The sequence below is a fragment of the Rickettsia rhipicephali str. 3-7-female6-CWPP genome (genome assembly GCF_000284075.1).
In the GTDB taxonomy this organism is placed as follows: domain Bacteria; phylum Pseudomonadota; class Alphaproteobacteria; order Rickettsiales; family Rickettsiaceae; genus Rickettsia; species Rickettsia rickettsii.
Genome location: NC_017042.1, coordinates 855173 through 880731 on the forward strand (window position 1 = coordinate 855173; position 25559 = coordinate 880731).

A 25559-nucleotide genomic window follows, 5' to 3' on the forward strand; every position below is an offset into this window, starting at 1 on the left:
CTCATTATTACGTTTTTATATTCTAATATTTTATCTATTAACTTTTTAAATTCATCTCGAGTATTTTATGAAATATAAAAATATGAAACGAACATCTAAAATATTAGCCATAGGAATTTTAATAGCCGGTAATAATATATTTGCACAGGATACGAAGTCTGCTAAATAATAAGGACAAAGAAGGATTATTAGAACTAAGCTGTAGAGGGCTTTAGCAACTATAGGGTTTTCAAATGCACTACGTACAATCTCATCATGGTTAGGCTTTTTTTGTATAATATAATTTTACGAAGAAAATAATTTTAATTAGAGGTAGTATTAAAGTTCAATATTATATATAAGTTTGTTGATAAAAAATGATTTATTTACTAATATCTATATTTCCATAAATAATATTAGTTTTATATGCTACTGCTACTTCCTGAAATAACTTTGACTTTAATAGCACTTTTAGGGCAGTTTTTTGCCGTAATGATCCCAAATAAAAATAGAATTATTTCTAATATTATTATTTTACTATGCATATTATCAATTTTTCTTACCTTTAAGTACTCAAGTTATGAAGGAGTATGGTACTCATTTGCTACCGGAATAAATATCGGTATTAGTAAAAGCATAGCACTACTATTCACTATTATCTCCATGATTATATACCGTGATTACTCTATTCTTGTTGCTGAGGAATTAAAGTTTGAATTTATTACTTTAATGTTATCATCGGTCGTAGGTATTTTTGTTGCAATTTCATCACGGAATTTTCTATTATTATTCTGCGGTATGGAGCTTACTGCTTTAACTTCATATGCACTTGCAGGATTCAAATTAAATGATATGAAATCATCGGAAGGTGCTTTAAAATATTTTATCTTAGGTAGTTTAGTTAGTTGTTTATCATTATTCGGTATTTCTTTTATATACGGATTCGGCGGAAGCCTACAATTTGAGGATATCTTATATAAACTAAATGATAATTCCGGAATGAATCTTGGTTTAATAATCGGTATTGTACTATTTTTAAGTAGTATTTTCTTTAAACTCTCAAGTGTTCCACTCCATTTTTGGGTCCCTGACGTATATGAAGGATCACCGATTACTTCGGTTACTTATTTCACCGCTGCCTCAAAAATAGGTATGGTTATTGTTTTATTAAATATCAGCAAATTAATTATAGGTAATTACTACCCTATTAATTATAATTTAATAAAGATAATTGCTATATTATCTATGCTGTTTGGAGCTTTTGGAGCCATTCGTCAAACTTCTCTAAAAAGATTAATGGCTTATAGTACTATTTTAAATATCGGTTATGTATTAATCGGCGTTCTTCTGCATAATCAAGAAGGATATAAAGCAGCTCTACTATATATTCTAATATATGCGGTAGGGAGTATAGGATTTTTTACTTGCTTAATTATACTGCTCGGTAAAGACGCCGATAAAGCTAGTTTTAAAACTATACAAGGAATTGCAGAGCACCATAAAACTATAGCTGCCGTAATTAGCATAGTTATGTTTTCAATGATTGGAATCCCTCCTCTTACAGGATTTTTCGGTAAATATTACCTTTTTTACCAAGCAATTAATCAAGAAGAATTCGCATTAGCTTATTGTGGTATTTTTACCAGCATAGTTGCTGCGTTTTATTATCTTAAAGTAGTAAAAGCCATGTATTTTTCTAAAAAGATTGAGATAATTAAGCTGCCGATGCAATATGGGCTTTTACTGATTAATTACTTAGTTGTAGGCTTCTTGTTGCTTGGTTCATTTATTATCTCGTTTTAGCCAGTGTAGACTTTTTATTAACAACACTAGCTGCAGTAGTTTTAGTAGGCTTCCTAAGCTTTTCTTTTAGATTCTTTATATGTTTTAGATTTTCTTCATCTAATTTTAATAAATCTTGGTCTTTTTGTTTAGCTTTTTTAGCTAGACCTAATTGACTTGGAATAACACTAACAATATCATCCGTTCCAACTTCTTTCTTAAATTTTTCTAGAGCATCTACTACATATTCTCTGTTTGCATATATATTTGTCTTTACCGATTTTTGTCTTGGTTCTTTCTTTATTTTATCAGAAGAACCAGCTACACTTCTTTCATCTTTAATATCTTCATTTAAACTTTTTATTGTCTTTATTAAATGTTTTTTCGCACTATCTCTAATACCAAGGATTTCTAAAATTCTTGCAAAATTAGTAGTAATTTTATTTCTTAATTTAAGTTTTTGTCCTCCTTTTTTTCTTTCTTCATAATTAAGAATTTTCTCAAAATAATTAGGATACTCTTTCATTAATGTTTTTAATCCTTGCTCTTTCACTTCGTAATAAGGAAAACTATATTTTTTAGAAATTAAACTATTTAGTTTAATTTCTAAGCCGTATTCCTTTAAGGATTCTTGCCTTTTTTTCATTGTATCTATTAAACTAGCCTTAATTTCTTCAGGCGTTATTTCTTTAGATTGTTTATTATTAAATTGCTTTGGCATCGCTTGTTTTGCAAATTCTGCAATTGCTTCATTACTATAGTATTTAGTTAATTCATCAAAACTTTTATCAATAGTTTTGCTTAAATCAATTTTAGAAACGGCAAGTAAGCTATCGGCAAAATTAGGATTTTTTGTTCTTAAATTAGAAGGAAATTCTCTAAAATGGTTAGTGGGACCAAATCCAGGCAAATGTTTAGCTCTTGAATGCGGATATATATTATTTGTTAAATTATCAAAACTACCAGCAAAATCAATTCTTACTAATTTAGGTAAACTTTTTGGATTTTTTTGATCTCTGATAACTCCTATATTTCCAACATGTATATCAAAATCGCCGATCAATAAACTTGCCGGCATAATGTTTTCAAAGTTCTGATACTTAATTTCCTTAAAAGCATTTTCTAAGGTTCTAAATAATTTATTTCTAGCCCCCATAAAAAGTGGTCTACCGCCGTCCTTTCTAAACCAAGAACTCGGTTTAGTTTTAGCAGACATATGTTTATCCATGTCCACATACATATCGCTACTATAATTCTCAAAAAATTCAGATTTGACATATATTTGCGAATCAACGGCTTTAGATTTATTAAAATCATCAGGAGCAATTAAATTAACCTTTGCTCCATTTCCAGGACTTATAGCTTCAAAAATTTGAGATCCTAAAAACTCGGCTATATTTTTTGAGCTTGAAGCCTCTTTTTTTATCATCGCCGTAATTTTACCGTCTAAGCTTTGATATACTCCGCCATGCTCTCCTGCCTCATTAGCTCCGCCTCCTTTAGGCTTTAAAAAATTCCAACCTTTAAATACTGATTTCTTATTTTGCATCATCTTCGCCTCTTTATAATGATTTACATCAAATTGATAATTTTGATATAATTATAAAACATATTATTTATTTTATATCAAGGACAGAAGCCGGTTTCTACTTAATTTTATTGTTCTTTAATATTTCAGCTACTTCAAGAGCGGCATAGGTAAATATACCTGTGGCACCGGCACGTTTAAAACTAATTAATGACTCCATCAAAGCTCTCTCCCAATCAATTGCCCCTGCTTCTGATGCAAATTTTAACATTGCATATTCTCCACTAACCTGATATGCAAAAATTTTAGCATTAAAATTTTTTGCCGCTTCACGAATAACATCCAAAAACGACATACCAGGCTTCACCATTACCATATCAGCTCCCTCTGCTATATCATGCTCAATCTCAAGCATTGCTTCCTTAATATTACGTACATCCATTTGATAGCTTGATTTATCTAAATAATTCTTTTTATTACTCTTAACAGCATCGCGAAACGGACCGTAAAAACTTGAAGCATATTTAGCGGCATAAGCAAGAATTCCAACATTTATAAATCCCTTTTTGTCAAGATATTCCCTTATAGCCCCGATTCTTCCATCCATCATATCGGAAGGTGCAACAATATCTACTCCAGCTTTTGCTAGCACTAATGCTTGATTACACAAAGCTCTTACTGATCTATCATTATCAACTTCCCCATTATGCATAATACCGTCATGACCATGTGTAGTATAAGGATCAAGTGCTACATCGCATATTACACCAATATCGATATTAGCGTTTTTGATGCTTCTAATAGTTCTACATATTAAATTATCTAAATTATAAGCCTCATCGGCATTTTCACTTTTTAGACTTTGATCAATACTCGGAAATAATGCAATAACATTAATACCAAGCTCTGCTGCTTCTTTTGCCGTTTCTACTATTTGATCAATCGATAAACGATATATACCAGGCATAGTTTTAATTTCTTGCCTTTCATTATGTCCTTCAACAACAAATAAAGGCAACACTAAATCACTAACCGATAAATTACTTTCGGATATTAACGCTCTAAGCCAAAAAGCTTTTCTATTTCTTCTAAGTCTAATATGGGGGTACATAAAATTCATATCTCATTTTAGTTAATAACTTGGATTCTAATGTATAAAATATATAACCTAACTATCTTATAGTAAAAATATTGCATTACAAAAAGAAATTTTGCTTGCAATTTATAAAAAATTTAAGCAAACTGTTTAATTATGTAAATAAACATAGGAGCTTAATATGGCACAAGATAATATTCCAAAATCAGTAAAAGATAGAATACAAGAGTGGGAACAAAAATCAAAAAATATGTCAAATAACTCACCAAAAAATACAAAACCGGCTGTTCCTCCAAAACCTACTTCTGAGCAAATAAAGGCATGGAACAAGGCACATAAAAAACAGACTGACTTCACTACACATGCCCAAGCACTTGATGATGATATATTTGTCGACACCCCATCTCCGCAAGTTGAAACCCAAAAGCCTATTATTTTTTCAAAACCGGCTCCGAAACAAACAAAAGTACCGGAAGAAACACCTAAAAAACAATCTAATTTAACCGTAAAAGAGAAAATAGAGCAATTTTTTCAAGATCATAATATTGATACCAAAGATGCTTTGATTCCGGAATTTAGCCGCTATATAGAATTAAGCGGTTCTATGGCAGGGAAGCGTCTTGATGTTACTATTAAAGCTTATGAACAATCATTAGGACGGCTAATAAAACAAGTAGGAGTACCTCAAAAAGAGTTTGTTTCCTTTATAGAAGATGATCTAATAAAGAATCATCCACACAAAGATAAATTTGAAAAAATCAATCAACATTATAAATTACCTGAACCACCTAAATTATCTGATATAATTGATAATCTTAGAGAATTAGTAAATAATGATGATATAGTAACTCATTTGAAACAAAGTAGAAAACACCTTGAATTTAAAGAAAAAGTAAATAATATTATTCAGATTTATGATGATAATAAACATAATCCAGCTACTATAGCTAAAGTTGAAGCAAAACTGAAAGAGATAGGTAAATGGTGTGAAGAAACTACAAAAATGGATAATAATCCTATTTGGAAAAATATTGGTAATTTTATAAAATATTCTTTTACCGGAGATAAAGCTAAAGCTGCTTTTTATAAAGATGCTATAAAAAATTCTACTCAAGATACTAAAAAGGCTATAGCAGAAATACAAAAAGCTCTTACCAATCCTTCGCCTCATTCATCTAATGTTCCACCGTCGAAGAATAAAGGAGAAAGATATAGAAGCTAATAAAAACTTTTAGGATCGATATCTATTTTTAGATGGCAAAAAGAAGGAATTTTTATAAGGCTTAGCCAAAATTTTAAATATTGCTGCAAATTAAATTTCTTATCGGCTATAATAAGTATCCGGTAACGATATTTACCAGCAAGCTTTGACATTAATGAGCTTGCTGGTCCTAAAATTTTCACGTTTGCTTTTGGTGCAATTCGGACCATATCCCTAGCAATTTCTAGAATTTTAGCCTCACTGGAACCTGATAAAATTACCGATGCTGTTTTGGAAAATGGCGGCATATTTGCTGATTTTCTTATTTCAAGTTCATTTGCAAAAAAACTATCTTCATCACCGGCTTTAACATAACTAAAAATTGTATTATCAGGATAATAGCTTTGTAAATATACTACACCTTTACTATCTCCTCTACCCGCTCTACCACCTACTTGATGTAGTAGCTGAAAAGTTCGCTCAGATGCTCTAAGATCGGCATTATTGCTTCCAAGATCGGCATCTATTACTCCAACTAAAGTAAGATTCGGAAAGTGATAACCTTTTGTTATTATTTGTGTACCTATTAAAATATCAATTTCTAAATTTTCCATTTGATGTAGAAGTTGTGCTATTTTTTCTGGGCTTTTAGCATGATCTTTACTTATCACCGCAATTTTACTCCCAGGAAAAAGTGCTTTTGCTTCTTCCTCTATTCTCTCTATACCTGGACCACAGATAGTTAATGTTTCATCCTCTAGACATTCCGGACAAGAACTAAAAATTTTACTTTGATAACCGCAATGGTGACATTCAAGTTTTTTAGTCGCTTTATGTACTACCATCCAAGAAGAGCAGAATTTACAGGTAAATCTGTGACCGCAAGCTTTGCATAGCATGAGCGGAGCATAACCACGCCTATTAAGAAATAATAAGACTTGCTTTTTATTATCTAAATTACCTTTGATAGCTTCTATAAGAATCTTGGATAAATAGGAATTCTTAGATAGCTTTTCTTTAGTCATGTCGATTATTTCTATATTTGGCACATCGACATTTTTGTATCTATTAACCAATGTAACCAATTGATATTTATCCATTTCTATATTATGTATCGTTTCAATAGACGGTGTTGCCGAACACAAAACAATTTGTGCTTTATCAAATATACCTCTTACGATAGCCGTATCCCTAGCATTATATAATATACCGTCATCTTGTTTATAGGAATCGTCATGCTCCTCATCTATAACTATTAAACCGAGATTTTTAAAAGGTAAAAACAAACTACTTCTAGCCCCAATTACTACTTTAACTTTATCGCTTAATATACCTCTTAAAATCATTTTCTTGTGAGCTTTGGTAACGCTTGAGTTCCATATGATAGGCTCAAAACCGAATCGCTCTATAAAACGATTAATAATTTGTGTACTTAAAGCAATTTCAGGCAACATAACAAGCACTTGTTTGCCTTTTGTTAAGTAATCTGCTATTAGATGAAAATATATTTCTGTTTTACCTGATCCCGTAACACCTTTAACAAGTGTTGGCTTATTACTTTCATTTAAAATTGTTACTGCTTGTTTCTGCTCTTCTGATAAATCAGGTAGCACAACGTTATTATTGACTTTCTGTTCTTTAACTTTAATCGGTTTTTCAGCAATATCTATAGGTAATACTAACTTGGCTATGCTCCCAAACTCTGACATATAGTAGCTACTCATCCATTTAATTAATTCTAAAACTTCTGAAGTAATATTTAAATTTAACGGTACTTTCGCTCTAATAGTTTTTATTTTTTTTGCCTCGGAATTTGAAACAAGCTTCCATACTATGCCGGTTAATTCCTTATTTCTAAAAGGCACTACAACAAGATCACCTATGTTTAGCTCTAAATCTTCAGGTATTAAATAATCTAGCGGAAATAATTTTGCTACCGGTAATAATATTTTTGCTATTCGCATATATAATGTATTTTATAATTTTTTTTTTATTATATACTAAACTGATAAATTATAGAAACCTAGATGAATAAAGAAACAAAAATTGTTATAGCAATTTCTGGAGCTTCAGGAGCAATATACGGTATTCGTTTGCTTGAAGTACTAAAGCAACAAAATATCGAAACTCATTTGGTTATTTCAGAGGGAGCAGCTCTTACTATAAAGCTCGAAACTAAATATTCTATAAATGAAGTTAAGCTACTGGCTAATTATTATTATGACTATAAAGATTTAGGTGCTACTATTTCAAGCGGCTCTTTTAAAACTTCAGGCATGATAATAGCCCCTTGTAGTATGAAGACCTTAGCAAGTATTGCTCACTCAATGGAAGATAATTTAATTAGTAGAGCGGCAGGTGTTATACTTAAAGACAGAAGAAAACTTATTTTAATGACCCGTGAAACTCCTTTGCATATCGGACATTTAGAAAATATGTTAAAAGTAGCGAGTTACGGCGGCATTATATCGCCGCCCGTGCCGGCTTTTTATAATAACCCTGTAAGTATAGATGATATAGTGAATCATTCTATTACTAGAGTTTTAGATTTTTTCGATATCGAAACTAATTTAATTAAACGCTGGGATAGTTATGAGCAATAAAGTATCAACTTTACTATTAAAACTTGCATTTAAAAAAGCCCGTAATATCATTAATAAATATTTTTCACCGGAAGAAAGTTTAGTAGATAAATTAATCGCTGAACGTAGAAATGAAGCAAAGAATGAATAATGTAAAACGTTCTGTTTTGGGCTTTGTTGTGTGGATCGGTTTTAACGTCATTGCGCGGAAATTACATAAGTAATTGACGAAGCAATCCAGTAAAAATTCTGATTTACAGAATTTTTTTATCATTCTCCTAGATTGCCACGCAGCCTACGGCTGCTTGCAATGACGACTCGGTATCCACGAAACAATACCTCGTGGGAATGACATAAAGGGATTCTTTTTTCAAACCATATAATAATTTAACAAACAACAATGGCACGTAATAAAATAAATAACGAAACAAATAATATATTAGCTGATAACGAAGATAATTTACCTATACCAAGGGTTTTACCTTCAAATATTCAAGCAGAGCAAATGCTACTTGGGGCGATTTTAACCAATAACGAATTACTAAATTACGTATCAGAATTTTTACGTGATGAACATTTTTTTGAACCTATTCATCAAAAAATCTATAAGGCAATTGAGAAAATTACTGAAAAAGGGCTGACAGCTACACCTATTACTTTACGTAGTATGTTAACTCAATATGAACTATTTCAAGAAGTAGAAGGAGCGGAGTATTTAGCAAAATTGATAACTATGTCAATGATGGTAATAAATCCGGTTGATTATGGTAAAATAATATATGATTTAGCAATAAAGCGTAATTTAATAAATATCGGTGAAGAAGTAGTAAATAATGCCTATAATTCTTCATTAGAAGTTGAAGCAAAGGAACAGATTGAACATGCCGAAGCTAAACTTTACGATTTAGCTAGCGAAGGCTTGAATGAAAAAAGTTTTACCAAAATCGGTATATCTATTTCAGAGTCACTAGCTAGTATTAATAGGGCTATGAAAAATAATGATCATGTAATTGGTATATCTACCGGTTTGATTGATCTAGATAATAAATTATGCGGCTTTCATAATTCCGATCTTATAATTCTTGCAGGACGTCCGTCGATGGGTAAAACGGCATTTGCTATAAATCTTGCACTTAATGCCTGTAATAATATGCGTTTTAAAAATATTAGAGATAATCAAGAAATTCAGTCAGTAGGTTTTTTCTCTTTAGAAATGTCCTCAGAACAGCTAACCACACGTCTACTTTCAATGTGTGCAGAAATTGATTCTACTTCTCTTCGTACGGGGATTCTAGGTGAAGAAAAATATAACCGTCTTCGTAAGGAAGCAAATACTTTATCGGAATTACAATTTTTTATCGATGATACCCCTGCTCTATCTATTTCCGCTATAAGAACAAGAGCTAGAAGAATGAAACGCAAGCATAATCTCGGTATATTATTTATTGATTATTTACAATTAATTAGAGGAGTAAGTAAATCTGAAAATAGAGTTAGCGAGATTTCAGAAATAACCCAAGGTTTAAAAGCAATAGCAAAAGAGTTAAATATTCCGGTTATTGCGTTATCTCAGCTTTCAAGAGCGGTAGAACTACGTGAGGATAAAAAACCTATACTATCCGATCTGCGAGAATCGGGAACTATAGAACAGGATGCTGATATAGTAATGTTTATTTATCGTGAAGAATATTATTTAACTAGAAAAGAACCAGCAGCAGGCGATGCTAAACATGCCGAATGGTTAGATAAGCTCAACAAAGTATATAATATTGCCGATATAATTGTTGCAAAACATCGTAACGGACCAGTTGGAAATGTTCCGCTTTATTATGATAGTCAATTTTCTAAATTTGGTAATTTGGAGACAAGAACTTTTAACTCTAATTAAATCAGAATTGCTTTACGTCATTATTGCGTGGATACCAAATCGTCATTGCGAGCGAACGTTAGTGAGCGTGGCAATCTCAGGCATTTTCCCAAGATTGCTTCGTCAGTTACTTCGCGTACCTTCCTCGCAATGACGATGTTTATCTTTTATTTTTTTCTGTCCATCCTATTGCTTTATCAAGCATCTCGTTATTATTGTTCCTATAAAGCCACATCTCATTATCAGGAATGAACTTACCTGGCTTTATTATTTTATAGTACCGTCACTTAAGGTTAAAACTTGTATCTGTTTTCATGCATATTTCTTCCCCAGGGATATTTGTCCGTTATTTCCTACATGTTTGATTGTTTCTATATTATTTCCTATTATCATAATATTTATATTTACAAAATTCCTATTTTTCAAAATTACTAGTATATTTATAAATAATAAATAGCCTTATTATTTAGTTACTATATTAACAAGTTCATAGCCCATTATAAGCATTTCGACAATTACGCATATAATAATTAGATATTGTTTTTGTAATTCAAGATAATAAATTATTTATCTTTGCTTTATATAACAGATAAACCGGTAATAAAATTGCAATAATTACAAGAATCATACCAGCAAATCCTAAAATTGTAATAAAAGCATTAGGTACTACTACTGCTACAATATAAGCTGGTAATATAGTAACAATAGAAGCGGTCATATTACGCATTACTACATTCGGTATCGAATTCATAAACATAGTTTTAAGGGCATCACATAGCCCTACTCCTACTCCGAGTATTGATGTAACGATAGCAAGAGCTGAAATTATCTAAACTAATAATTGTACGGACGGCCATTTTGCTATATTACTTAATTAAATCTCCGACTTCTATATTACTGGTAATCATTTGTTGATAAAATGTCGGATTATTATGATGTGCTACAATAAGAATACTACAAGTCCAAATTATATATACTATTGCAGGAATTAAGCTTCCAAATAAAAACGCCGTCTTTAGCATTTTTATTACAATAATTAGTTAAGATATGGAAGATTACTTGGAAACCAAATGAAGTAAAAACTACCGGAGTTACTTACACCCCATATATAGATATTTCTTTATAATTTGGTGAGAATAACGGTAAATTATCCCACTGAATCATAGAACCAAGTCCAATAACTAAAATTGCAATTATTATAAGCAATCCGATTAAATAGTACCCGATTTATATAATCTACTAACTTTAGAGGTAATAATAATATTAGAATATTAATAATAATACACCATGCTCCTATATAAGTTATACTTTTAAAGCTAATAACTTCTGTAATATTGAAGAGCCTCCGTATATAAATACTGCAAGTAAAGCATATGAAAGGAGCTTAAGGCTTACCGTACCGATGATTTGAGCAGTATGTCCTGAAAAATATTTTCCCAATGCCCAAGTGTTAAGCCTTTACCCGCTTAAAGATTAAGCTCTAGGTTAATTAAAGAAGTATAATACATTATAAACCAAATTATAAACATCAATATTATACTAGGTATTATACCTAATTTTGCTAATACCATGGGTAGTGCTATCACAAGTACCTGAAATTAACAGTATTAAACCAATAAGTTTTTGCATAATTTAATGAAGTTTAGATTAAAGCAAAGGACTTAATTTTTGCTAAAAAGAAAATCAGCTAAAAAAAGAAGATAAGAATTTTAAAGAATAAAAAGTTTTGATAAGTAAAATTAACATTCGTATAATTTTGTTAAAACATATGTAGCGGTATAGTATAATTATATTAATAATTTATGTAAAATTATTAATATTGCTTTTTAAGGGTATTTTTATATATTCTTATTAGACCTCTGCCCAAACCAGCTTATAGAGAGGAATTTAAAGGAGACACGGAACACAGCACCACAGCATATATAGAAATACGTGAAGATGCGAGTACCGGATCGACGTATAAATTACCTCTAGAAGCGACGCTTGGGAAGAGGTCTATTGAAATTTACTACATTTAAAAATGCATAGATTAGCTAAAATAATTAGTAATGCAGGAGTTTGTTCTAGGCGTGATGCTGAAAAGCTGATAGTTGAAGGACAGGTAAAAGTAGACGGCATTACAATTTTATCACCGGCTACAAATGTTGATATTAGTAATCAAATTGAAGTATCAGGCACATTAATCAATAATATACACAAACCAAGGCTTTGGATTTATTACAAACCTGTTGGTTTAATTACCACTCATAAAGATCCTTTATCTCGTAAAACGGTGTTTGAACAGCTAACCGGTTTACCTCATGTTATTTCAATAGGTAGGCTGGATTTAAATAGCGAAGGTTTGTTATTACTAACTAATAGCGGTGATTTAGCTCGTCAGTTTGAGCTCCCCTCAAGTAGGTTAAAGCGAGTATATCATGTTAGGGCGTATGGGAAGTCTGATATTCTACTAAAAAGCAATTATAAAAATTTAGAAATTGACGGGATATTTTATAACCCTCATTCGATAAAATTACTTAAGCAAAATAAGAGTAATTCTTGGTTTGAAGTAGTTTTATTTGAAGGAAAAAATCGTGAAATTAGAAGAATATTCGAGTATTTTGGACTAAAAGTTAACAAATTAATTAGGATTCAATATGGTAGTTTTACAATAGATAATCTAAAACCCGGAGATTATAAAGAAATAAATAATAAAATATTGGAAAAATAATTAGTAATGTGTTATTATTAATGTATTTTAACTAATAATATAGAACACATATGACAAATCTTAATATATATAAATGTGAAGAAAAAGACCTAAACGATTACCTTGGTTATATAAAAGATAACCCTAGTGTCTTGCTAAATGATTTTATCAAAAATAAATATTTCGCTGAAGATAATGATAAAATTATCATTACTAGTTTAGAAAATATGGAAATTAACGCAGATTTAGCCAATGCTAATTTCCAAGGTACAATACTAACAGATACCGTATTTAATAATTGTGACTTAACAAATACCATATTATGTGATTCAGATTTAACAAATGTAAAATTTAATGATTGTACATTTATCGGTACCGACTTTAGAGGAGCAAATCTTCATTATACAGATTTTAATTATAAAGATTATGATAACTATAAAATCCCCAATCTTAAAGATAAAATACGAGATATAAAACTATCTTTTTCAGATCTTGAAAGATTAAATCAATATATAGATAAAGATTTAGAAAAAGAACATATCAAAGAAATAGTAATAGATGAAGCTACGAAGAAAAAGAAATATATTTTGGCTGGAGAAGACGAAAAAACTTTATGGGAAATCAAATCAAAAGAGCTAAAGACTAAGCAAGAAGAGTTAGAAACTCTAAAGCAAAATTTAGATAATCCTGGGATTGCTACCAATCTTTTAAATGCTTTTTGGAATAGTGCAGAAACTATTGCTAGAAACCGACAAAACGAACTAGAAAAAATCAACAAGTTACAGCATGAAGTAAACAAATTAGAAACTGAAGTATATGCTTTAGATAATCTTAGAATGTTCTGCGGTAAGGGTTTAGATGGTATTTTTGAGCAGTTAAAAGACGAAGAAATACAAATAAAACTAGACCCATCATATATTATAGGTTCGACTGCAAAAGAGCGAGATATACCGAAAGAATATATAAAATTAACTTCTGCAGAATTTGATCTATATTTAGCTGAAGCAGCAAAACAATCCAATACAAAATTATCTCTTACCGAATTTGTTAGAAAGCAAAAAAATCTTTCAGAAGATTTAAATATAGTTCCTGATCTTTCAGCGACTAATTTATCAGGTAAAATTCTTACTAATCTTAACCTGAAGAATACATTATTTGCTTCAGCCAACTTAGAGAATATCAAAATCTCAAATTGTAATTTAGATTTTACTAATTTTGAAGGAGCTAATTTACAAAATGCCATTTTTCAAAATGTTACAGCTCGTAACGCAGGATTTCTTTTTGCTGATCTTAAAAAGAGCAAAATTGAAAATAGTGATATGTCGAGAGCTTACATGCCTAAAGTAGATTTATCTGAAGTAGAGGTAACAAATAGCAAATTTAATGCGGTTATGATGGTTAATGCCGATGCCGAAAAGTTAATTATTAAAGATTCAGAATGGAAAAATTCTAATCTTACCGGTATATCGCTTGCTTATGCAGATATGCAAAGAGTTCAAATGCAGGGGGTAGTTTTAAATAATGCACTTCTAGATCAAGCAAATATCGTTTCCACTGATCTTGAAAATGTTTTTATGAATAAAACACATGCATTAGAAGCAAAATTTAAAGAGCAATGTAACATGCAAGGCATAACTGCAAGAAATGCCTATTTTAGCGATGCTGAATTTGAAAATATACTATCTTTAAAAGAAGCTGACTTAAGAGAAGCTATAATGCAGCGTGTTAAACTTAAGAACGCTGATTTAACAAAAGCACAGCTTGATAAAGCAAATCTTGAATATGCCGATCTTACAAACGCTACGCTTACTAATGCAACTGCACAATTTGCTAAGTTAAGTAATGCTACTTTAAAAAAAGCAGAAGCCGAAGGATTAAATATTTCGGATGCTATTGCTAAAAATATTAATGCTAAGGAAGCTAACTTTAAAAATGCAATTATGCAGCGTGCCGATCTTACTAAAGCCAATTTCACTAAAGCAGTGTTGGAAAATGCCGATATGCAAGCAGTGGAAGCAGCTGAGGCTATAGTTAAAGAAGCAAATCTAAAACAAGCGAATCTAAAAGCAGCAAATCTAGCTGGAATTAATAAAGAAGGAGCAGATTTTGATAAAGCAGAAATCAACAATGCTACAAAGATGCATGATACTAAAGGTGAGGCTAAAGGGAATTTAGATCATCAAGATAAAGACGGTAAAAAAACATCTGTCAATGTTAACGAACATGCTAAATTACAAGATAAAATTCATGCAAGAGAGAAAAGCGGTTGGTTTCTGAAAACCGGAGTAGGACAGCTTTGTACAAAACTTGCTAAAAGTACTATATCAGGAATTAGCCGCGTAACAAATTTTTTAGCAAGTAAAAAATTTTTAGTAGGACTTGCCGTAGTAGCGGGTCTTGCAGTAGCAGCTACACCTTTCGTAGCAATGCCTGTGTTATTGGTCACCGGCACAGCCCTTACTACTAAAGCTGTCATTCTAGGAGCAGGTATTTTGGCCGGAGGGCTAGTCACTGCCGGAACTTATAAACTTACTCAAAAACCTTTACGCAATCTTCAGAAATCATGTGAAAACTTAACTAGTAGTATAGCTAAATATATCTCACCGCCTCCTGAAAATATTGATGAATTAGTAACAGCAAAACAACAAGCAAGACAAAAAGCTGAGACAGAAAAATCTAAAGAAAGGGAAGAAAATTTAAATAATGTAAATAATAATATTGATAAAGCTAAAGAACAAGATCTTTTAAAACAAGCACAAAATAATTTAAACCAAGAAACGCCAAAAGTAGAAATAAAAGAAAAGAAAGATAAAACTGTAGAAAAACAACAAGCAAAATCTAATACATTCGCAGCAAAATTTAAGCCTAACACTAAAGGCAAAGGATTTGCCACAAAAATAAAAGACGAAAAAAAATCAAGCTTAACAAAAGCAGCATATAACTAAATAAGTGTTAAAAATAATATCCGGTAAATATAGAAACCAAATTATACCTACCGCTAAAAATATCAAATATCGACCTTCCACCGGTAAGCTCAAAGAGGCAATATTTAGTATATTAACCTCCGGTGAGTTTACCGGTAATAAATTATTTAACGAAAATACTCACATTCTCGATTTATTTGCCGGTAGCGGTAGCCTTGCTTTTGAGAGCCTATCAAGAGGAGCAGGTTTTGCTACCTTAATTGATATTGATACATCCTCATTAAAAATAGCAGAAGGATTTGCTAAATCTCTAAACATTGAAAATAATGTTAATTTCGTTAATATTAATGCTTTAAATCTACCGAAAACTACTAGACATCTTTTTAAACCAGCTTATAGAGAGGGATCTAAAGGAGACACGGAACGCAGCACCGCAGCGTACACACTAGTACGTGAGGATGCGAGTACCGGATCGACGTCTAAATTACCTCTAGAAGCGAAGTCTGGTAAGATGTCTAATAAATCATTTGATCTTGTCTTTATAGACCCCCCTTATCATAAAAATATAGTGCCTAAAGTAATGAAACTGCTGATAAAAAATAATTGGCTCAAAGACGGTGCTATTATAGTTATTGAGATGGCTAAAACAGATAATTATGTTTTAGATGAAAATATTGAAATTATACGCGAAAAACTATATGGTAAGAGTAAGCTGTTGGTTTTGAGCTTTACCGTCATTCCTGCTTTCGTGGGAATGACATAGAACCGCGTAACAAAACATTAAAAAACAAACATGACCAAAAAGCATTACATATGTTCTAACTGTGGAAATATTAGTCCTAAATGGTCAGGGCAGTGCTTTGATTGCGGTGTATGGGGTAGTATTGTCGAAGAGATAGTAAGTGCAAATCAAGCAATTGTTAAAGTCGGTAGCAAGCAAGACTTCGATAAGCTTTCAGGGCATGTAACCGAGCAGTTACGCATCCCTACCCCTATAGGTGAATTAAATAGAGTACTAGGCGGCGGTTTAGTGCTTGGTTCTGCTATATTAATAGGAGGAGACCCTGGTATAGGCAAATCTACTTTGTTACTACAGCTCGCAGCAAGTAACTTTGCATCAAATATGAATTGCTTATATATAACGGGCGAAGAATCGTTAGACCAAATAAAATTAAGGGCCATAAGGCTAAATCTAACTAACTATAATACCGATATTTTAGCAGCTACTAATTTGGAAGATATTATTGCGAGTATAGAAGCTAATAAAAATAATATTGATTTAATAGTGATTGATTCTATTCAAACAATTACCACAAAAGAATTATCATCGCCTCCAGGTACTGTTGCGCAAATTCGTACATGTGCAAATGAGCTTGTTAATTATACTAAGCAAAATAATATAATTATTTTATTAAGCTGCCACGTCACTAAAGACGGACAACTAGCAGGTCCTAAGATACTTGAACATTTAGTTGATACCGTGCTATATTTTGAGGGAGATCATAATAATCATTTCCGTATTTTACGCTCATATAAAAATCGTTTTGGCGGTGTGGGTGAAATAGGAGTATTTGAGATGAGCGGCAGCAAGCTTATTGAAGTAACAAATCCGTCTGAACTATTTTTAATGAAGCGAGAACAAAACGTTATAGGTACGTCTATTTTTGCAGGAATCGAAGGTTCAAGACCGTTACTTATGGAAGTACAAGCCCTTATAGTACCCTCAAATATGGTAACTCCTAGACGCTCTGCGGTGGGCTGGGATGCTAATAGGTTATCAATGATACTTGCCGTGCTTAGTAGTAGGATAGGACTTAATCTTGCTAATTATGAGGTATATTTAAGCATTGCGGGGGGACTTAAAATTGCCGATCCTGCTTCTGATTTAGCAGTAGCCGCAAGCTTAATATCTGCTGCAACCAGCAAACCTGTACCCGAACATAGCGTCTTTTTCGGCGAAATAAGCTTATCGGGTGAAATAAGAAAAACCGCAAAAGCAGAAACAAGAATAAAAGAAGCCGTAAAACTTGGATTTAATAAGATTATCTGCTCTAAATTTGAAAATTTAACGTATGACTTTATATATTCCGTCTCACATTTAAAGGACCTAAAAGAGATAATTAAATGAGTATAGTTTATGAAATAAGAAATTTGGAAGAAGCACGTAATTTTTTATCTAGTGTAGAAGAGCAGCTGATATTAACAAATCATGCCTCTAGCGTAAAATATTACGGTATACTAGCAATTGATTACATGTTTAAAACTCTAAGTAAAGAATTTCCGGAAAAAGTTTTAGATCTTACCGTAAATGTAGGAGAGGATCACGCCGCTTTATTTACTGCAATCAAACTAGGGTATAAGAATATATCATATACAGGGAATTCTGAGGAAGCTAGGGGATTGTTGTACGGATATCAAACCGTCATTGCGAGCGACTGAAAGGAACACGGCAATTCAGAAAATAATTAAAAAAATGCTAAAAATGAGCATTTTTAACTGGATTGCTTCGTCAATTACTCCGTAATTTTCCTCGCAATGACGAAAATTTAATAATAAAAACCATGAATATCAAAGATATAGGAGTAATAATTGCTAAAAAACCTTTGAAAGAAAATACATTTATTATTACGGTTTTTACTAAAAATCATGGTTTATATTCGGGAGTTGTAAAAGAATTTTCTAGAAAAAGTAAATTTACATATCAGGAAGGGAATATTGTAGATTTTCTTTGGCAGGCAAGATTACATGAACATCTTGGCATGGCTAAATGTGAACTCATTAAATCTTACACCGGTTATTTTATCACAAATAAAGCTAAATTATATGCCTTTAATTCCGTTATATCTTTAATCAAAGAGTTATTTCATGAAAGAGAAGAACATTCTAAATTTTTTTCATTTCTAATTAACTATTTAGATAATTTATCAAAGAATTTTTGTTTTCGTGATTATATTAATTTTGAGCTAGCTTTACTTGCCGAGACGGGTTATAAGCTTGATCTTACCAAGTGCGGCGTGAGCCACGTTACAACTGATTTAATCTATGTATCACCTAAATCAGCTAGAGCATTATCATATGAAGTAGGAAAACCTTATAAAGATAAATTATTGATGTTACCAAGATTTTTACTTTCAGATAATAGTGAGATTACATTAGAAGAAAAACGGCAAGCTTTAGCTCTAACAAACTATTTTTTTAATAGATATTTATTTCATAATAATAGACAGGTTGAAGCACGCCAAACTTTTATTGAATATACTTTAAATAATTTTTAGAGACTATATTTTATTTTTCTTATTTTATGATATACTTACTTAAGTAAGTATGTAATATGATTAGACTAAGCATAGATATACCAAACGAATTACATCATTTTCTTAAAGTTTACACTGCACATAAAAATGATACTATTATGAATTTTGTAAGAGAAGCGATATATCATAAAATAGAACAGGAAAAAGAATTAAATGCAGAATCAATAAAAATATTAGAAGAATCAGCAAAAGGTTTAAATATTAATAAATATTCTTCGTATAAAGAAATGTATAAAAAGCTTAATTTAATATGATTCTGCAAACCTCTACTATTTTATTCCATGTCATTCCCACTTTCGCGGGAAATGACATAAGGGCTTTTCAAAATTTCCCGGTATACTATATACATACCGGTACACATAGTGACTTATTCAAATAATAATCTATGAAAATACTAGCATTTGACACAGCCAATAATACTGCATCGGTAGCAATATCCGAAAATGAGAATATCCTTGCATGTATAGAAGAATTACGTCCTTCTATGCAAGCAGAAAATCTAATGCAGATGATAGAAGACGTGATGAAATCAGCTAAATGTTCATATGATGATTTAGATTATTTAGCGGTAACTAACGGACCCGGTAGCTTTACCGGCATTAGAATAGGACTTGCTAGTGCTAAAGGTATATTATTTTCCAAGGAGAATATTAAAGCAGTAGCGGTTAGCAATTTTGAATATGCTTATTTTAGAGCTATAACTCAAGTTAAAGATTATGATAAAATATATGTCTTTTTAAACGCTTATCGCTCACAGCTTTATATGCAAGTTTTTCATAAATCAGGAAAAATAGAAGAGCCGTTATTGATAGATTTCAAGTATGCTATAAAACTGCTTACAAATGAGAAAGGGAATATAGTTTGTTGCGGTAGCGGACTTGAATTTATATATCACCAAATTATGCATTTGCCGAATATAATAACCTTGCCACGTTTTGCACGAGTTAAAGCTTGGGTGACCTGTAGATATATTGCTAGTAGATTGTCGAGCGATATAAAATTAAATAGCTCTATCGAACCACTATACATACGCCCTCCTGATGCTAAAATCGCAATCAATTATGCCATTCCTAGTTAAAAGTAGGAATCCATTTACTGGATTTCTGTAATCAACGAAATGACATAAGAGCTTTATTATACGCATACTACATCATCTTCATAATTAAAGACTCCAAAATAATTGTAAGATAATTCCACCTGATAACTTATAGTAAAATCACTATTAGAGTGTTCTACTTGATTGTCTGATACTTCTATTTCATCTTCACAATCAGAGAATCCGGAATCACTATCAGATACTGCACCTGATTCTTGCTTTACACACTTCTTGTCGTGTATTAAGGCTATTATTTGCCCAACTAATGATTTCGATAAATCATGATTATCCGATTCAATAATATCAATGGATGCTTACTAGACTTTCATCTGAGGCGTGAGAAATTATTGTTGCTAGCTTATCATTTGAAATATTACTTGTGATTCTTACTAAATTTTTATGTGGAATAATATCAAAATTTTCTACAAGTGTTTCTTCTCCTGCTAAAATAATTATATTTTCAAGCTGTTCATCAGAAATATCCTCATCTGATAATTTTTTTAGTTCCTGCTCGGTAAGCTCTTCTAAAGAAAGGGTAGTATCTATATATGCATTTAATTTATCTAATGGAATAAATTTCATTAATTTTTCAAAATGCTCCGGCAAAATATAATTAACTAATTTTTGTGCTTGTTCATCGGAAATATTATTAATTAATTCTACCAATTTTTTATATGTCATCTTTTCAAAAACTTCATCTAATTCATTTTCAGACGTGTTTAAAATTTCTTCTACTAACTCATTATCAGAAAGAGTTTCAAGTCGATCTAATAAGAGATTAAATGTTTCTTCAGCGTTATTATTTAAACAAGAAAAAACTTTATTACTCACAAAATTAAAAGTTTCAGCAACTTTAGAAGAAAGAATACTAGATGTATTTTTTATAATATTAAAACTCTTTAATCCAAAATCATAAACTATTTTTAATGATGAACTAAATGTACTGAAAAAACCTTTACTTTTAGAATTATTAACTTTTTATTATATTTTACTTAAAATTGATTAATTTATCAAAAAGGGATATTCTACTAAATGTCATGCCCGCGAAAGCAGGGCATTGTTGCGTGGTTCTAACTTTTCGTCATTGCGAGGAAATTACGAAGTAATTGACGAAGCAATCTCAGGAGTTTGTTATTATTTCATGAGATTGCCATGCAGTCTACGACTACTCGCAATGACGATTTAGTAGTATCTATGCAACAACGCCGCAGTACTTGTATGATAATGTAGCCAATTTTTGAAGTTCAACGAGTATATTATAATTGTCTTTGTTCTTGAATTAGCTCAAAAACTTCAACTGTGTCTCCTTCTCTAATATCTTCGTAATTTTCAAATGCTATACCACATTCATATCCTTCTCTAACTTCTTTAACTTCATCTTTAAAGCGTTTTAAAGTTTTGAATTTTCCTTCATGAATGACTACATTATCACGTAATAAGCGTACGCCCGCTCTTTTCTTAATAATTCCTTTAGTTACATAGCTACCGGCGATTTTGCCGACTTTGATAATATTAAATATTTGTCTAATTTCTGCGCTTCCGATATACTGCTCTCTAACAATCGGATCAAGCATACCGCTCATAATGGCTTTTATATCATCAATTAAATGATATATTATACTATAATATCGAATATCGACTTTTTCTTTTTCTGCGGCAGTTAAGGCCTTTGCCCCTGCTCTAACGTTAAAGCCGACAATAATAGCCGAAGAAGCATGTGCAAGAGATAAATCGGATTCCGTTATCGGACCTACGCCGCTATGAAGTATACGAAGCTTTATCTCATCACTCGGTAATTTTAATAAGCTACCTGAAATAGCTTCAACCGACCCTTGAACATCACCTTTAATAATTAAAGGTAATTCCTTAATTTTACTATTACCGGAAGCTTTTAAAAACAAATCTTCTAAACTTGAACGCGGTGCAATAGATATTTTTTTTTCTTTAGCAAGACGCATTCTATATTCGGCTATATCTTTTGCTTGTTTCTCATTTTGTACTACGTTAAATTTATCGCCGGCAAAAGGCACCTCATTTAAACCCTGAATTTCTACAGGAACAGACGGAGTTGCTTCTAATATTTCTAGTCCCTTATCATTAATCATCTTTTTAACTTTACCGTAAGAAGTACCAGCTATTATAATATCACTGTTTCTTAAAGTACCTCGCTGAACTAATATAGTGGTTAGCGTTCCTCTTCCTTGTTCAATTTTTGACTCGATTACAACACCGGCAGCTGAACCGAAAGGATTTGCCTTTAAATCCTGCATTTCTGCAATTAATAAAATTGCTTCTTCAAGTTTATCTAAGTTAATTTTCTTTAGTGCCGAGATAGGAATCACCATAACGTCACCACCTGCTTCTTCGCCGATAATTTCGTGGACATATAATTCGTTCTTTACACGCTCAATATCAATATCAGGCTTATCAATCTTATTAATAGCTACAATTATAGGAACGCCCGCTGCTTTCGCATGATTAATTGCCTCAACAGTTTGCGTTTTGATTCCATCATCTGCTGCGACCACTATAATAACTATATCCGTTACTTTAGCACCTCTTGACCGCATTTCCGAAAAAGCTTCATGCCCCGGAGTATCAATAAAAGTAATTGCTCTACCGTCTGCAAGAGTTACTCTATAAGCTCCAATATGTTGTGTAATTCCGCCTAGCTCACCTGCAGCAATATCTGTAGACTTAAGAGCGTCAAGCAATGAGGTTTTACCATGATCGACATGACCCATTACCGTCACAACCGGAGCACGCGTTCTTAAATCCTCAACCTTATCATCACTAATTAAAACATTTTCAACATCTGACTCTTGAACTCTTTTTACCGTATGCCCTAAATTTGTTGCAACTAGTTCTGCCGTATCGGCATCTATTGTTTGGCTAGCATTTGCAAGAATACCGAGTTTCATTAATTCTTTAATTACATCAGCCACTCTTTCAGACATAGCATTTGCAAGATCGCAGACTCCGATAACTTCCGGGATCGTCACTTCTCTATATACTTTCTCAGGTGCTTGTGATACTAATTTACGCTTTTCTTTTTCTCTAGCTCTTTTTATAGAAGCAAGACTTCTAGTTCTACCGCTGCCGCTTTCGTCGTCGCTAAGCATATTGAAAAGATCGGCCTTTTTGAATTTTTTTGACTCTTCTAGCTTAATTTTTGGTGCGACTATTTTCCTATCTGTTGTTTTATCTAATTCTTTCTCTGATTCTATACCGTAACGTGTTCGCATTCCTACTAAAGGAGACTTTACAAAAATGTCTTCTTTCTTTTTAGGTATTTGTGACGGTATATCTTCATCATCTTGAACGATTTTAGCACTAACTTCTACTTTATTTTCTTCGGTATTTTGCTGTTCTGGTTCAACTTCTTTATCAGTTTCTAGCGGTTCTATTTTTGAGTTAGCAGACTGGTTAATATTTGCAAGTTTACTTAAAGTGCTTATTTTTGAAGGGTCATTTAATTTAGATTGCTCAGCAGCTTTTTTAAGAATAGATAAACGTCTGTTAAATTCTTCCTTATTAGCATCAATAACAGTTTGATCTAAACTATTCCTTTCTTTATTTAATGAAAGGGTAGTAGCACTACCGGTAGAGCTTTTTCTAACTTCTACTAGCGTTTTAGATTTAGCATTAACAAAGCTTTGAGCTCCTGTAAGAGAGTCAAAAGACTTATTAAGCGATAATTTTGAATTGCCAAGTGTCAACTTTTTGGGTTTGATTTCCTGGTTATCCGTCATATTTAAAACCTTTGTGTTTCTGTTTTTTCCGTCTACTACTTGATTATGTCATTCCTAACTAAAAGCGGTGTTGCTCGCATGACTCGTTTATGTCATTCCCGCGAAAGCGGGAATCCACTAAAATCTATAAAAAAACTTGTTTTTATAGGTTTATATCAAGGACGCCCTAATTACTAAGCTATTTATTCTGGATGCCTGCTTTCACAGGAATGACATACACCCTACATTCAACCCACTAACTATCCTTCAATGCACCATGCTGTCTAGCAGTTTTAATCAGCAATTTAATATTTTCGTCCGTTATATTAGAATTTGGAGCTAAATTTTTAAATTCATTTACGCTCATCTCTCCTAAATCTTCTATGGTCTTTATACCATATTCGGCAAATTTTAATATTAATTCAAGCGATAATTCTAATATATCTATTAATTCTTGCTCAACTCCTAGATCCTCTAGCTTTTTGATAATCTGTTCATTCTTAAGGTCGACGTAATTAATAGCTCGATTTTTAATCTCTACGGCAAGTTCTTCCTCAAAGCCTTCGATTCTTGTTAAAGTACTAATCTCACTACTAGCAATTTGTTCTACTGAATTAAATCCCGTTACCGATAAAAGCTGACCTATAACTTCTTCAACATCTAAAGCTTCCATAAATAATTCCGTAGAAGTTAAGAACTCTTCATTTCTTCTTTTTGATTCTTGCTCTTCGGTCATTATATCAATATTCCAACCTGTAAGCTGAGAAGCTAAACGAACATTCTGCCCTCTTCTACCTATTGCAATACTTTGATTTTCTTGCGAAACTACTACTTCTACCTTATGCCTATCCTCATCAATCAAAATTTTTGTGATTTCCCCAGGTGCAAGCGGTGCAAGAGCATTAACTATAAACTGTGCAAGATCATTACTCCATAATACTATATCAATTTTCTCTCCGTTTAATTCATTTGTTACGGCTTTTACTCTATTACCTCTAATACCTACGCATGAGCCTACGGGATCTATACTACTATCCGAAGCAAATACCGCTATTTTTGCTTTTGAACCGGGATCACGTGCTACTGATTTTATTTGAATAATAGCTTCAAGAATTTCAGGTACTTCTAGCTTAAATAGTTTAACTAGCATCTGGTTATCTACTCTAGACAAGAAAATCTGCGGTCCTTTTGTTTCTTGCCTTACATCCTGTACATATGCTTTTATACGATCATTAGGTTTAAAATTCTCACCCTTAATTAATTGATCTTTTTTTATTATTGCTTCAGCACGACTCAAGTCAACTATTATATCACCGTATTCTATTCTCTTAACTATCCCGTTTATAATTTCGCCTTTTCTATCTTTAAAGTCATGATATTGTTTTTCACGTTCAGCTTCTATAACACGTTGAGTTATAACTTGTTTTGCAGCTTGAGCCGATACTCTAGCATGATCAATCGGCGGTAAATATTCATATATCTCATCACCGATTTTAGCTTCCGGATTCTTTATTAAAGCTTCTTCAAGTGAGATTTGCGTTAAGTAATCTTCTACATCTTCTACTATTTTTAAGATCCTTAAAAGATTTATCTCACCGGTTTTCCTATTTATCTGAGCTTTAATATTATATTCATTACCGTATTTTTTTCGTCCTGCTGCTTGTACCGCTTGTTCAACCGTTGAAATCAAAATTTCTTTTGATATTCCTTTCTCACGGGCTACAGAATCTATAATTTGTAAAATTTCTACATTACCTATATTAGACATAC

The 25559-nt window shown here is 31.9% G+C and carries 22 protein-coding genes and 3 pseudogenes; 15 read left to right on the forward strand and 10 right to left on the reverse strand.

Going from position 1 to position 25559, the window contains the following annotated elements; genetic code table 11:
* Nucleotides 1-405 precede the first annotated feature (405 nt).
* Nucleotides 406-1782: an NADH-quinone oxidoreductase subunit NuoN gene (nuoN, locus tag MCC_RS04700; RefSeq protein ID WP_014408758.1), complete on the forward strand. Its 1377-nt coding sequence runs from the start codon at nt 406-408 to the stop codon at nt 1780-1782.
* Here the strand turns inward: nuoN and MCC_RS04705 are convergent.
* Both MCC_RS04705 and hemB read right to left on the reverse strand, forming a co-directional pair.
* On the reverse strand, nt 1769-3313 hold the full coding sequence (locus MCC_RS04705; RefSeq protein WP_014408759.1) for a hypothetical protein: 1545 nt from the start codon (nt 3311-3313) through the stop codon (nt 1769-1771). The two genes, nuoN and MCC_RS04705, sit on opposite strands and share 14 nt — an antisense overlap.
* Before the next feature lie 94 nt (nt 3314-3407).
* Nucleotides 3408-4400 carry a porphobilinogen synthase gene (hemB, locus tag MCC_RS04710; RefSeq protein ID WP_014408760.1) on the reverse strand — a complete coding sequence of 331 codons (993 nt, stop codon included), beginning with the start codon at nt 4398-4400 and terminating at the stop codon, nt 3408-3410.
* Nucleotides 4401-4566: 166 nt separating this feature from the next.
* Between hemB and MCC_RS04715 the strand changes: the two genes are divergently transcribed.
* Nucleotides 4567-5607 carry a hypothetical protein gene (locus MCC_RS04715; protein ID WP_014408761.1) on the forward strand — a complete coding sequence of 347 codons (1041 nt, stop codon included), beginning with the start codon at nt 4567-4569 and terminating at the stop codon, nt 5605-5607.
* Here the strand turns inward: MCC_RS04715 and MCC_RS04720 are convergent.
* Nucleotides 5604-7550, reverse strand: a complete 1947-nt coding sequence (locus MCC_RS04720; RefSeq protein WP_014408762.1) for a primosomal protein N' — start codon at nt 7548-7550, stop codon at nt 5604-5606. The genes MCC_RS04715 and MCC_RS04720 overlap by 4 nt on opposite strands.
* A gap of 63 nt (nt 7551-7613) precedes the next feature.
* Between MCC_RS04720 and MCC_RS04725 the strand changes: the two genes are divergently transcribed.
* The 3 genes from MCC_RS04725 to MCC_RS04730 all read left to right on the forward strand — a co-directional run bounded on the left by MCC_RS04725 (nt 7614) and on the right by MCC_RS04730 (nt 10056).
* Complete coding sequence (locus MCC_RS04725; RefSeq protein WP_014408763.1) at nt 7614-8189, forward strand: UbiX family flavin prenyltransferase; 576 nt, start codon at nt 7614-7616, stop codon at nt 8187-8189.
* Nucleotides 8179-8319: a hypothetical protein gene (locus MCC_RS09555; protein WP_014408764.1), complete on the forward strand. Its 141-nt coding sequence runs from the start codon at nt 8179-8181 to the stop codon at nt 8317-8319. Before MCC_RS04725 ends, MCC_RS09555 begins: the two co-directional genes overlap by 11 nt.
* A 249-nt stretch (nt 8320-8568) precedes the next feature.
* Entirely contained in the window at nt 8569-10056 is a 1488-nt protein-coding gene (locus MCC_RS04730; protein ID WP_014408765.1) for a replicative DNA helicase, read from the forward strand.
* 139 nt (nt 10057-10195) lie between these two features.
* Here MCC_RS04730 and MCC_RS08200 read toward each other — a convergent pair.
* From MCC_RS08200 to MCC_RS10455, 4 genes and pseudogenes are all read right to left on the reverse strand, one after another.
* A pseudogene (locus tag MCC_RS08200) lies at nt 10196-10428 on the reverse strand (hypothetical protein).
* 157 nt (nt 10429-10585) lie between these two features.
* Nucleotides 10586-10834, reverse strand: coding sequence for an aromatic amino acid transport family protein (locus tag MCC_RS04735; RefSeq protein ID WP_231288777.1), 249 nt, complete (start codon nt 10832-10834; stop codon nt 10586-10588).
* A 503-nt stretch (nt 10835-11337) separates the two neighbouring features.
* Nucleotides 11338-11475: a hypothetical protein gene (locus tag MCC_RS10450; protein ID WP_014408766.1), complete on the reverse strand. Its 138-nt coding sequence runs from the start codon at nt 11473-11475 to the stop codon at nt 11338-11340.
* Nucleotides 11476-11501: 26 nt separating this feature from the next.
* The gene (locus MCC_RS10455) at nt 11502-11606 is read right to left on the reverse strand and encodes a hypothetical protein (protein ID WP_231288778.1); all 105 of its coding nucleotides are present in this window, start codon (nt 11604-11606) and stop codon (nt 11502-11504) included.
* A gap of 279 nt (nt 11607-11885) precedes the next feature.
* On the opposite strand from MCC_RS10455, the pseudogene MCC_RS08220 reads away from it, so the two are divergent.
* The 9 genes and pseudogenes from MCC_RS08220 to tsaB all read left to right on the forward strand — a co-directional run.
* A pseudogene (locus MCC_RS08220) lies at nt 11886-12038 on the forward strand (palindromic element RPE1 domain-containing protein); the annotation flags it as partial.
* A gap of 17 nt (nt 12039-12055) precedes the next feature.
* Nucleotides 12056-12745: a pseudouridine synthase gene (locus MCC_RS04745; RefSeq protein ID WP_014365685.1), complete on the forward strand. Its 690-nt coding sequence runs from the start codon at nt 12056-12058 to the stop codon at nt 12743-12745.
* A gap of 50 nt (nt 12746-12795) precedes the next feature.
* Nucleotides 12796-15669, forward strand: coding sequence for a pentapeptide repeat-containing protein (locus MCC_RS04750; protein WP_014408767.1), 2874 nt, complete (start codon nt 12796-12798; stop codon nt 15667-15669).
* Nucleotides 15670-15673: 4 nt separating this feature from the next.
* The gene (locus MCC_RS04755) at nt 15674-16411 is read left to right on the forward strand and encodes an RsmD family RNA methyltransferase (RefSeq protein WP_014408768.1); all 738 of its coding nucleotides are present in this window, start codon (nt 15674-15676) and stop codon (nt 16409-16411) included.
* A gap of 30 nt (nt 16412-16441) precedes the next feature.
* On the forward strand, nt 16442-17776 hold the full coding sequence (gene radA, locus MCC_RS04760; RefSeq protein ID WP_014408769.1) for a DNA repair protein RadA: 1335 nt from the start codon (nt 16442-16444) through the stop codon (nt 17774-17776).
* On the forward strand, nt 17773-18087 hold the full coding sequence (locus MCC_RS04765; RefSeq protein WP_014408770.1) for a hypothetical protein: 315 nt from the start codon (nt 17773-17775) through the stop codon (nt 18085-18087). The genes radA and MCC_RS04765 overlap by 4 nt, the downstream gene beginning before the upstream one ends.
* Before the next feature lie 122 nt (nt 18088-18209).
* The gene (gene recO, locus MCC_RS04770) at nt 18210-18923 is read left to right on the forward strand and encodes a DNA repair protein RecO (protein ID WP_014408771.1); all 714 of its coding nucleotides are present in this window, start codon (nt 18210-18212) and stop codon (nt 18921-18923) included.
* Nucleotides 18924-18979: 56 nt separating this feature from the next.
* Nucleotides 18980-19216, forward strand: coding sequence for a hypothetical protein (locus MCC_RS04775; RefSeq protein ID WP_014408772.1), 237 nt, complete (start codon nt 18980-18982; stop codon nt 19214-19216).
* A 131-nt stretch (nt 19217-19347) separates the two neighbouring features.
* Complete coding sequence (gene tsaB / locus MCC_RS04780; RefSeq protein ID WP_014408773.1) at nt 19348-20040, forward strand: tRNA (adenosine(37)-N6)-threonylcarbamoyltransferase complex dimerization subunit type 1 TsaB; 693 nt, start codon at nt 19348-19350, stop codon at nt 20038-20040.
* A gap of 56 nt (nt 20041-20096) precedes the next feature.
* Here tsaB and MCC_RS04785 read toward each other — a convergent pair.
* Nucleotides 20097-21030: pseudogene (locus tag MCC_RS04785) on the reverse strand (hypothetical protein); the annotation flags it as partial.
* A 284-nt stretch (nt 21031-21314) separates the two neighbouring features.
* The gene (gene infB / locus MCC_RS04790) at nt 21315-23810 is read right to left on the reverse strand and encodes a translation initiation factor IF-2 (protein WP_014408775.1); all 2496 of its coding nucleotides are present in this window, start codon (nt 23808-23810) and stop codon (nt 21315-21317) included.
* A 45-nt stretch (nt 23811-23855) separates the two neighbouring features.
* On the opposite strand from infB, the gene MCC_RS10910 reads away from it, so the two are divergent.
* Entirely contained in the window at nt 23856-23987 is a 132-nt protein-coding gene (locus MCC_RS10910) for a hypothetical protein (RefSeq protein ID WP_269208670.1), read from the forward strand.
* 58 nt (nt 23988-24045) lie between these two features.
* Here the strand turns inward: MCC_RS10910 and nusA are convergent, their stop codons facing one another.
* Nucleotides 24046-25557: a transcription termination factor NusA gene (gene nusA, locus MCC_RS04795; protein WP_014408776.1), complete on the reverse strand. Its 1512-nt coding sequence runs from the start codon at nt 25555-25557 to the stop codon at nt 24046-24048.
* Between the last annotated feature and the right edge of the window lie 2 nt (nt 25558-25559).

Bases quoted from the DNA above. Each gene is read 5' to 3' on its own strand.
- nuoN (WP_014408758.1), top strand. From the start codon at position 406: ATGCTACTGCTACTTCCTGAAATAACTTTGACTTTAATAGCACTTTTA.
- MCC_RS04705 (WP_014408759.1), bottom strand. From the start codon at position 3,313: ATGATGCAAAATAAGAAATCAGTATTTAAAGGTTGGAATTTTTTAAAG.
- hemB (WP_014408760.1), bottom strand. From the start codon at position 4,400: ATGTACCCCCATATTAGACTTAGAAGAAATAGAAAAGCTTTTTGGCTT.
- MCC_RS04715 (WP_014408761.1), top strand. From the start codon at position 4,567: ATGGCACAAGATAATATTCCAAAATCAGTAAAAGATAGAATACAAGAG.
- MCC_RS04720 (WP_014408762.1), bottom strand. From the start codon at position 7,550: ATGCGAATAGCAAAAATATTATTACCGGTAGCAAAATTATTTCCGCTA.
- MCC_RS04725 (WP_014408763.1), top strand. From the start codon at position 7,614: ATGAATAAAGAAACAAAAATTGTTATAGCAATTTCTGGAGCTTCAGGA.
- MCC_RS09555 (WP_014408764.1), top strand. From the start codon at position 8,179: ATGAGCAATAAAGTATCAACTTTACTATTAAAACTTGCATTTAAAAAA.
- MCC_RS04730 (WP_014408765.1), top strand. From the start codon at position 8,569: ATGGCACGTAATAAAATAAATAACGAAACAAATAATATATTAGCTGAT.
- MCC_RS10455 (WP_231288778.1), bottom strand. From the start codon at position 11,606: ATGGTATTAGCAAAATTAGGTATAATACCTAGTATAATATTGATGTTT.
- MCC_RS04745 (WP_014365685.1), top strand. From the start codon at position 12,056: ATGCATAGATTAGCTAAAATAATTAGTAATGCAGGAGTTTGTTCTAGG.
- MCC_RS04750 (WP_014408767.1), top strand. From the start codon at position 12,796: ATGACAAATCTTAATATATATAAATGTGAAGAAAAAGACCTAAACGAT.
- radA (WP_014408769.1), top strand. From the start codon at position 16,442: ATGACCAAAAAGCATTACATATGTTCTAACTGTGGAAATATTAGTCCT.
- MCC_RS04765 (WP_014408770.1), top strand. From the start codon at position 17,773: ATGAGTATAGTTTATGAAATAAGAAATTTGGAAGAAGCACGTAATTTT.
- recO (WP_014408771.1), top strand. From the start codon at position 18,210: ATGAATATCAAAGATATAGGAGTAATAATTGCTAAAAAACCTTTGAAA.
- MCC_RS04775 (WP_014408772.1), top strand. From the start codon at position 18,980: ATGATTAGACTAAGCATAGATATACCAAACGAATTACATCATTTTCTT.
- tsaB (WP_014408773.1), top strand. From the start codon at position 19,348: ATGAAAATACTAGCATTTGACACAGCCAATAATACTGCATCGGTAGCA.
- infB (WP_014408775.1), bottom strand. From the start codon at position 23,810: ATGACGGATAACCAGGAAATCAAACCCAAAAAGTTGACACTTGGCAAT.
- MCC_RS10910 (WP_269208670.1), top strand. From the start codon at position 23,856: ATGTCATTCCTAACTAAAAGCGGTGTTGCTCGCATGACTCGTTTATGT.
- nusA (WP_014408776.1), bottom strand. From the start codon at position 25,557: ATGTCTAATATAGGTAATGTAGAAATTTTACAAATTATAGATTCTGTA.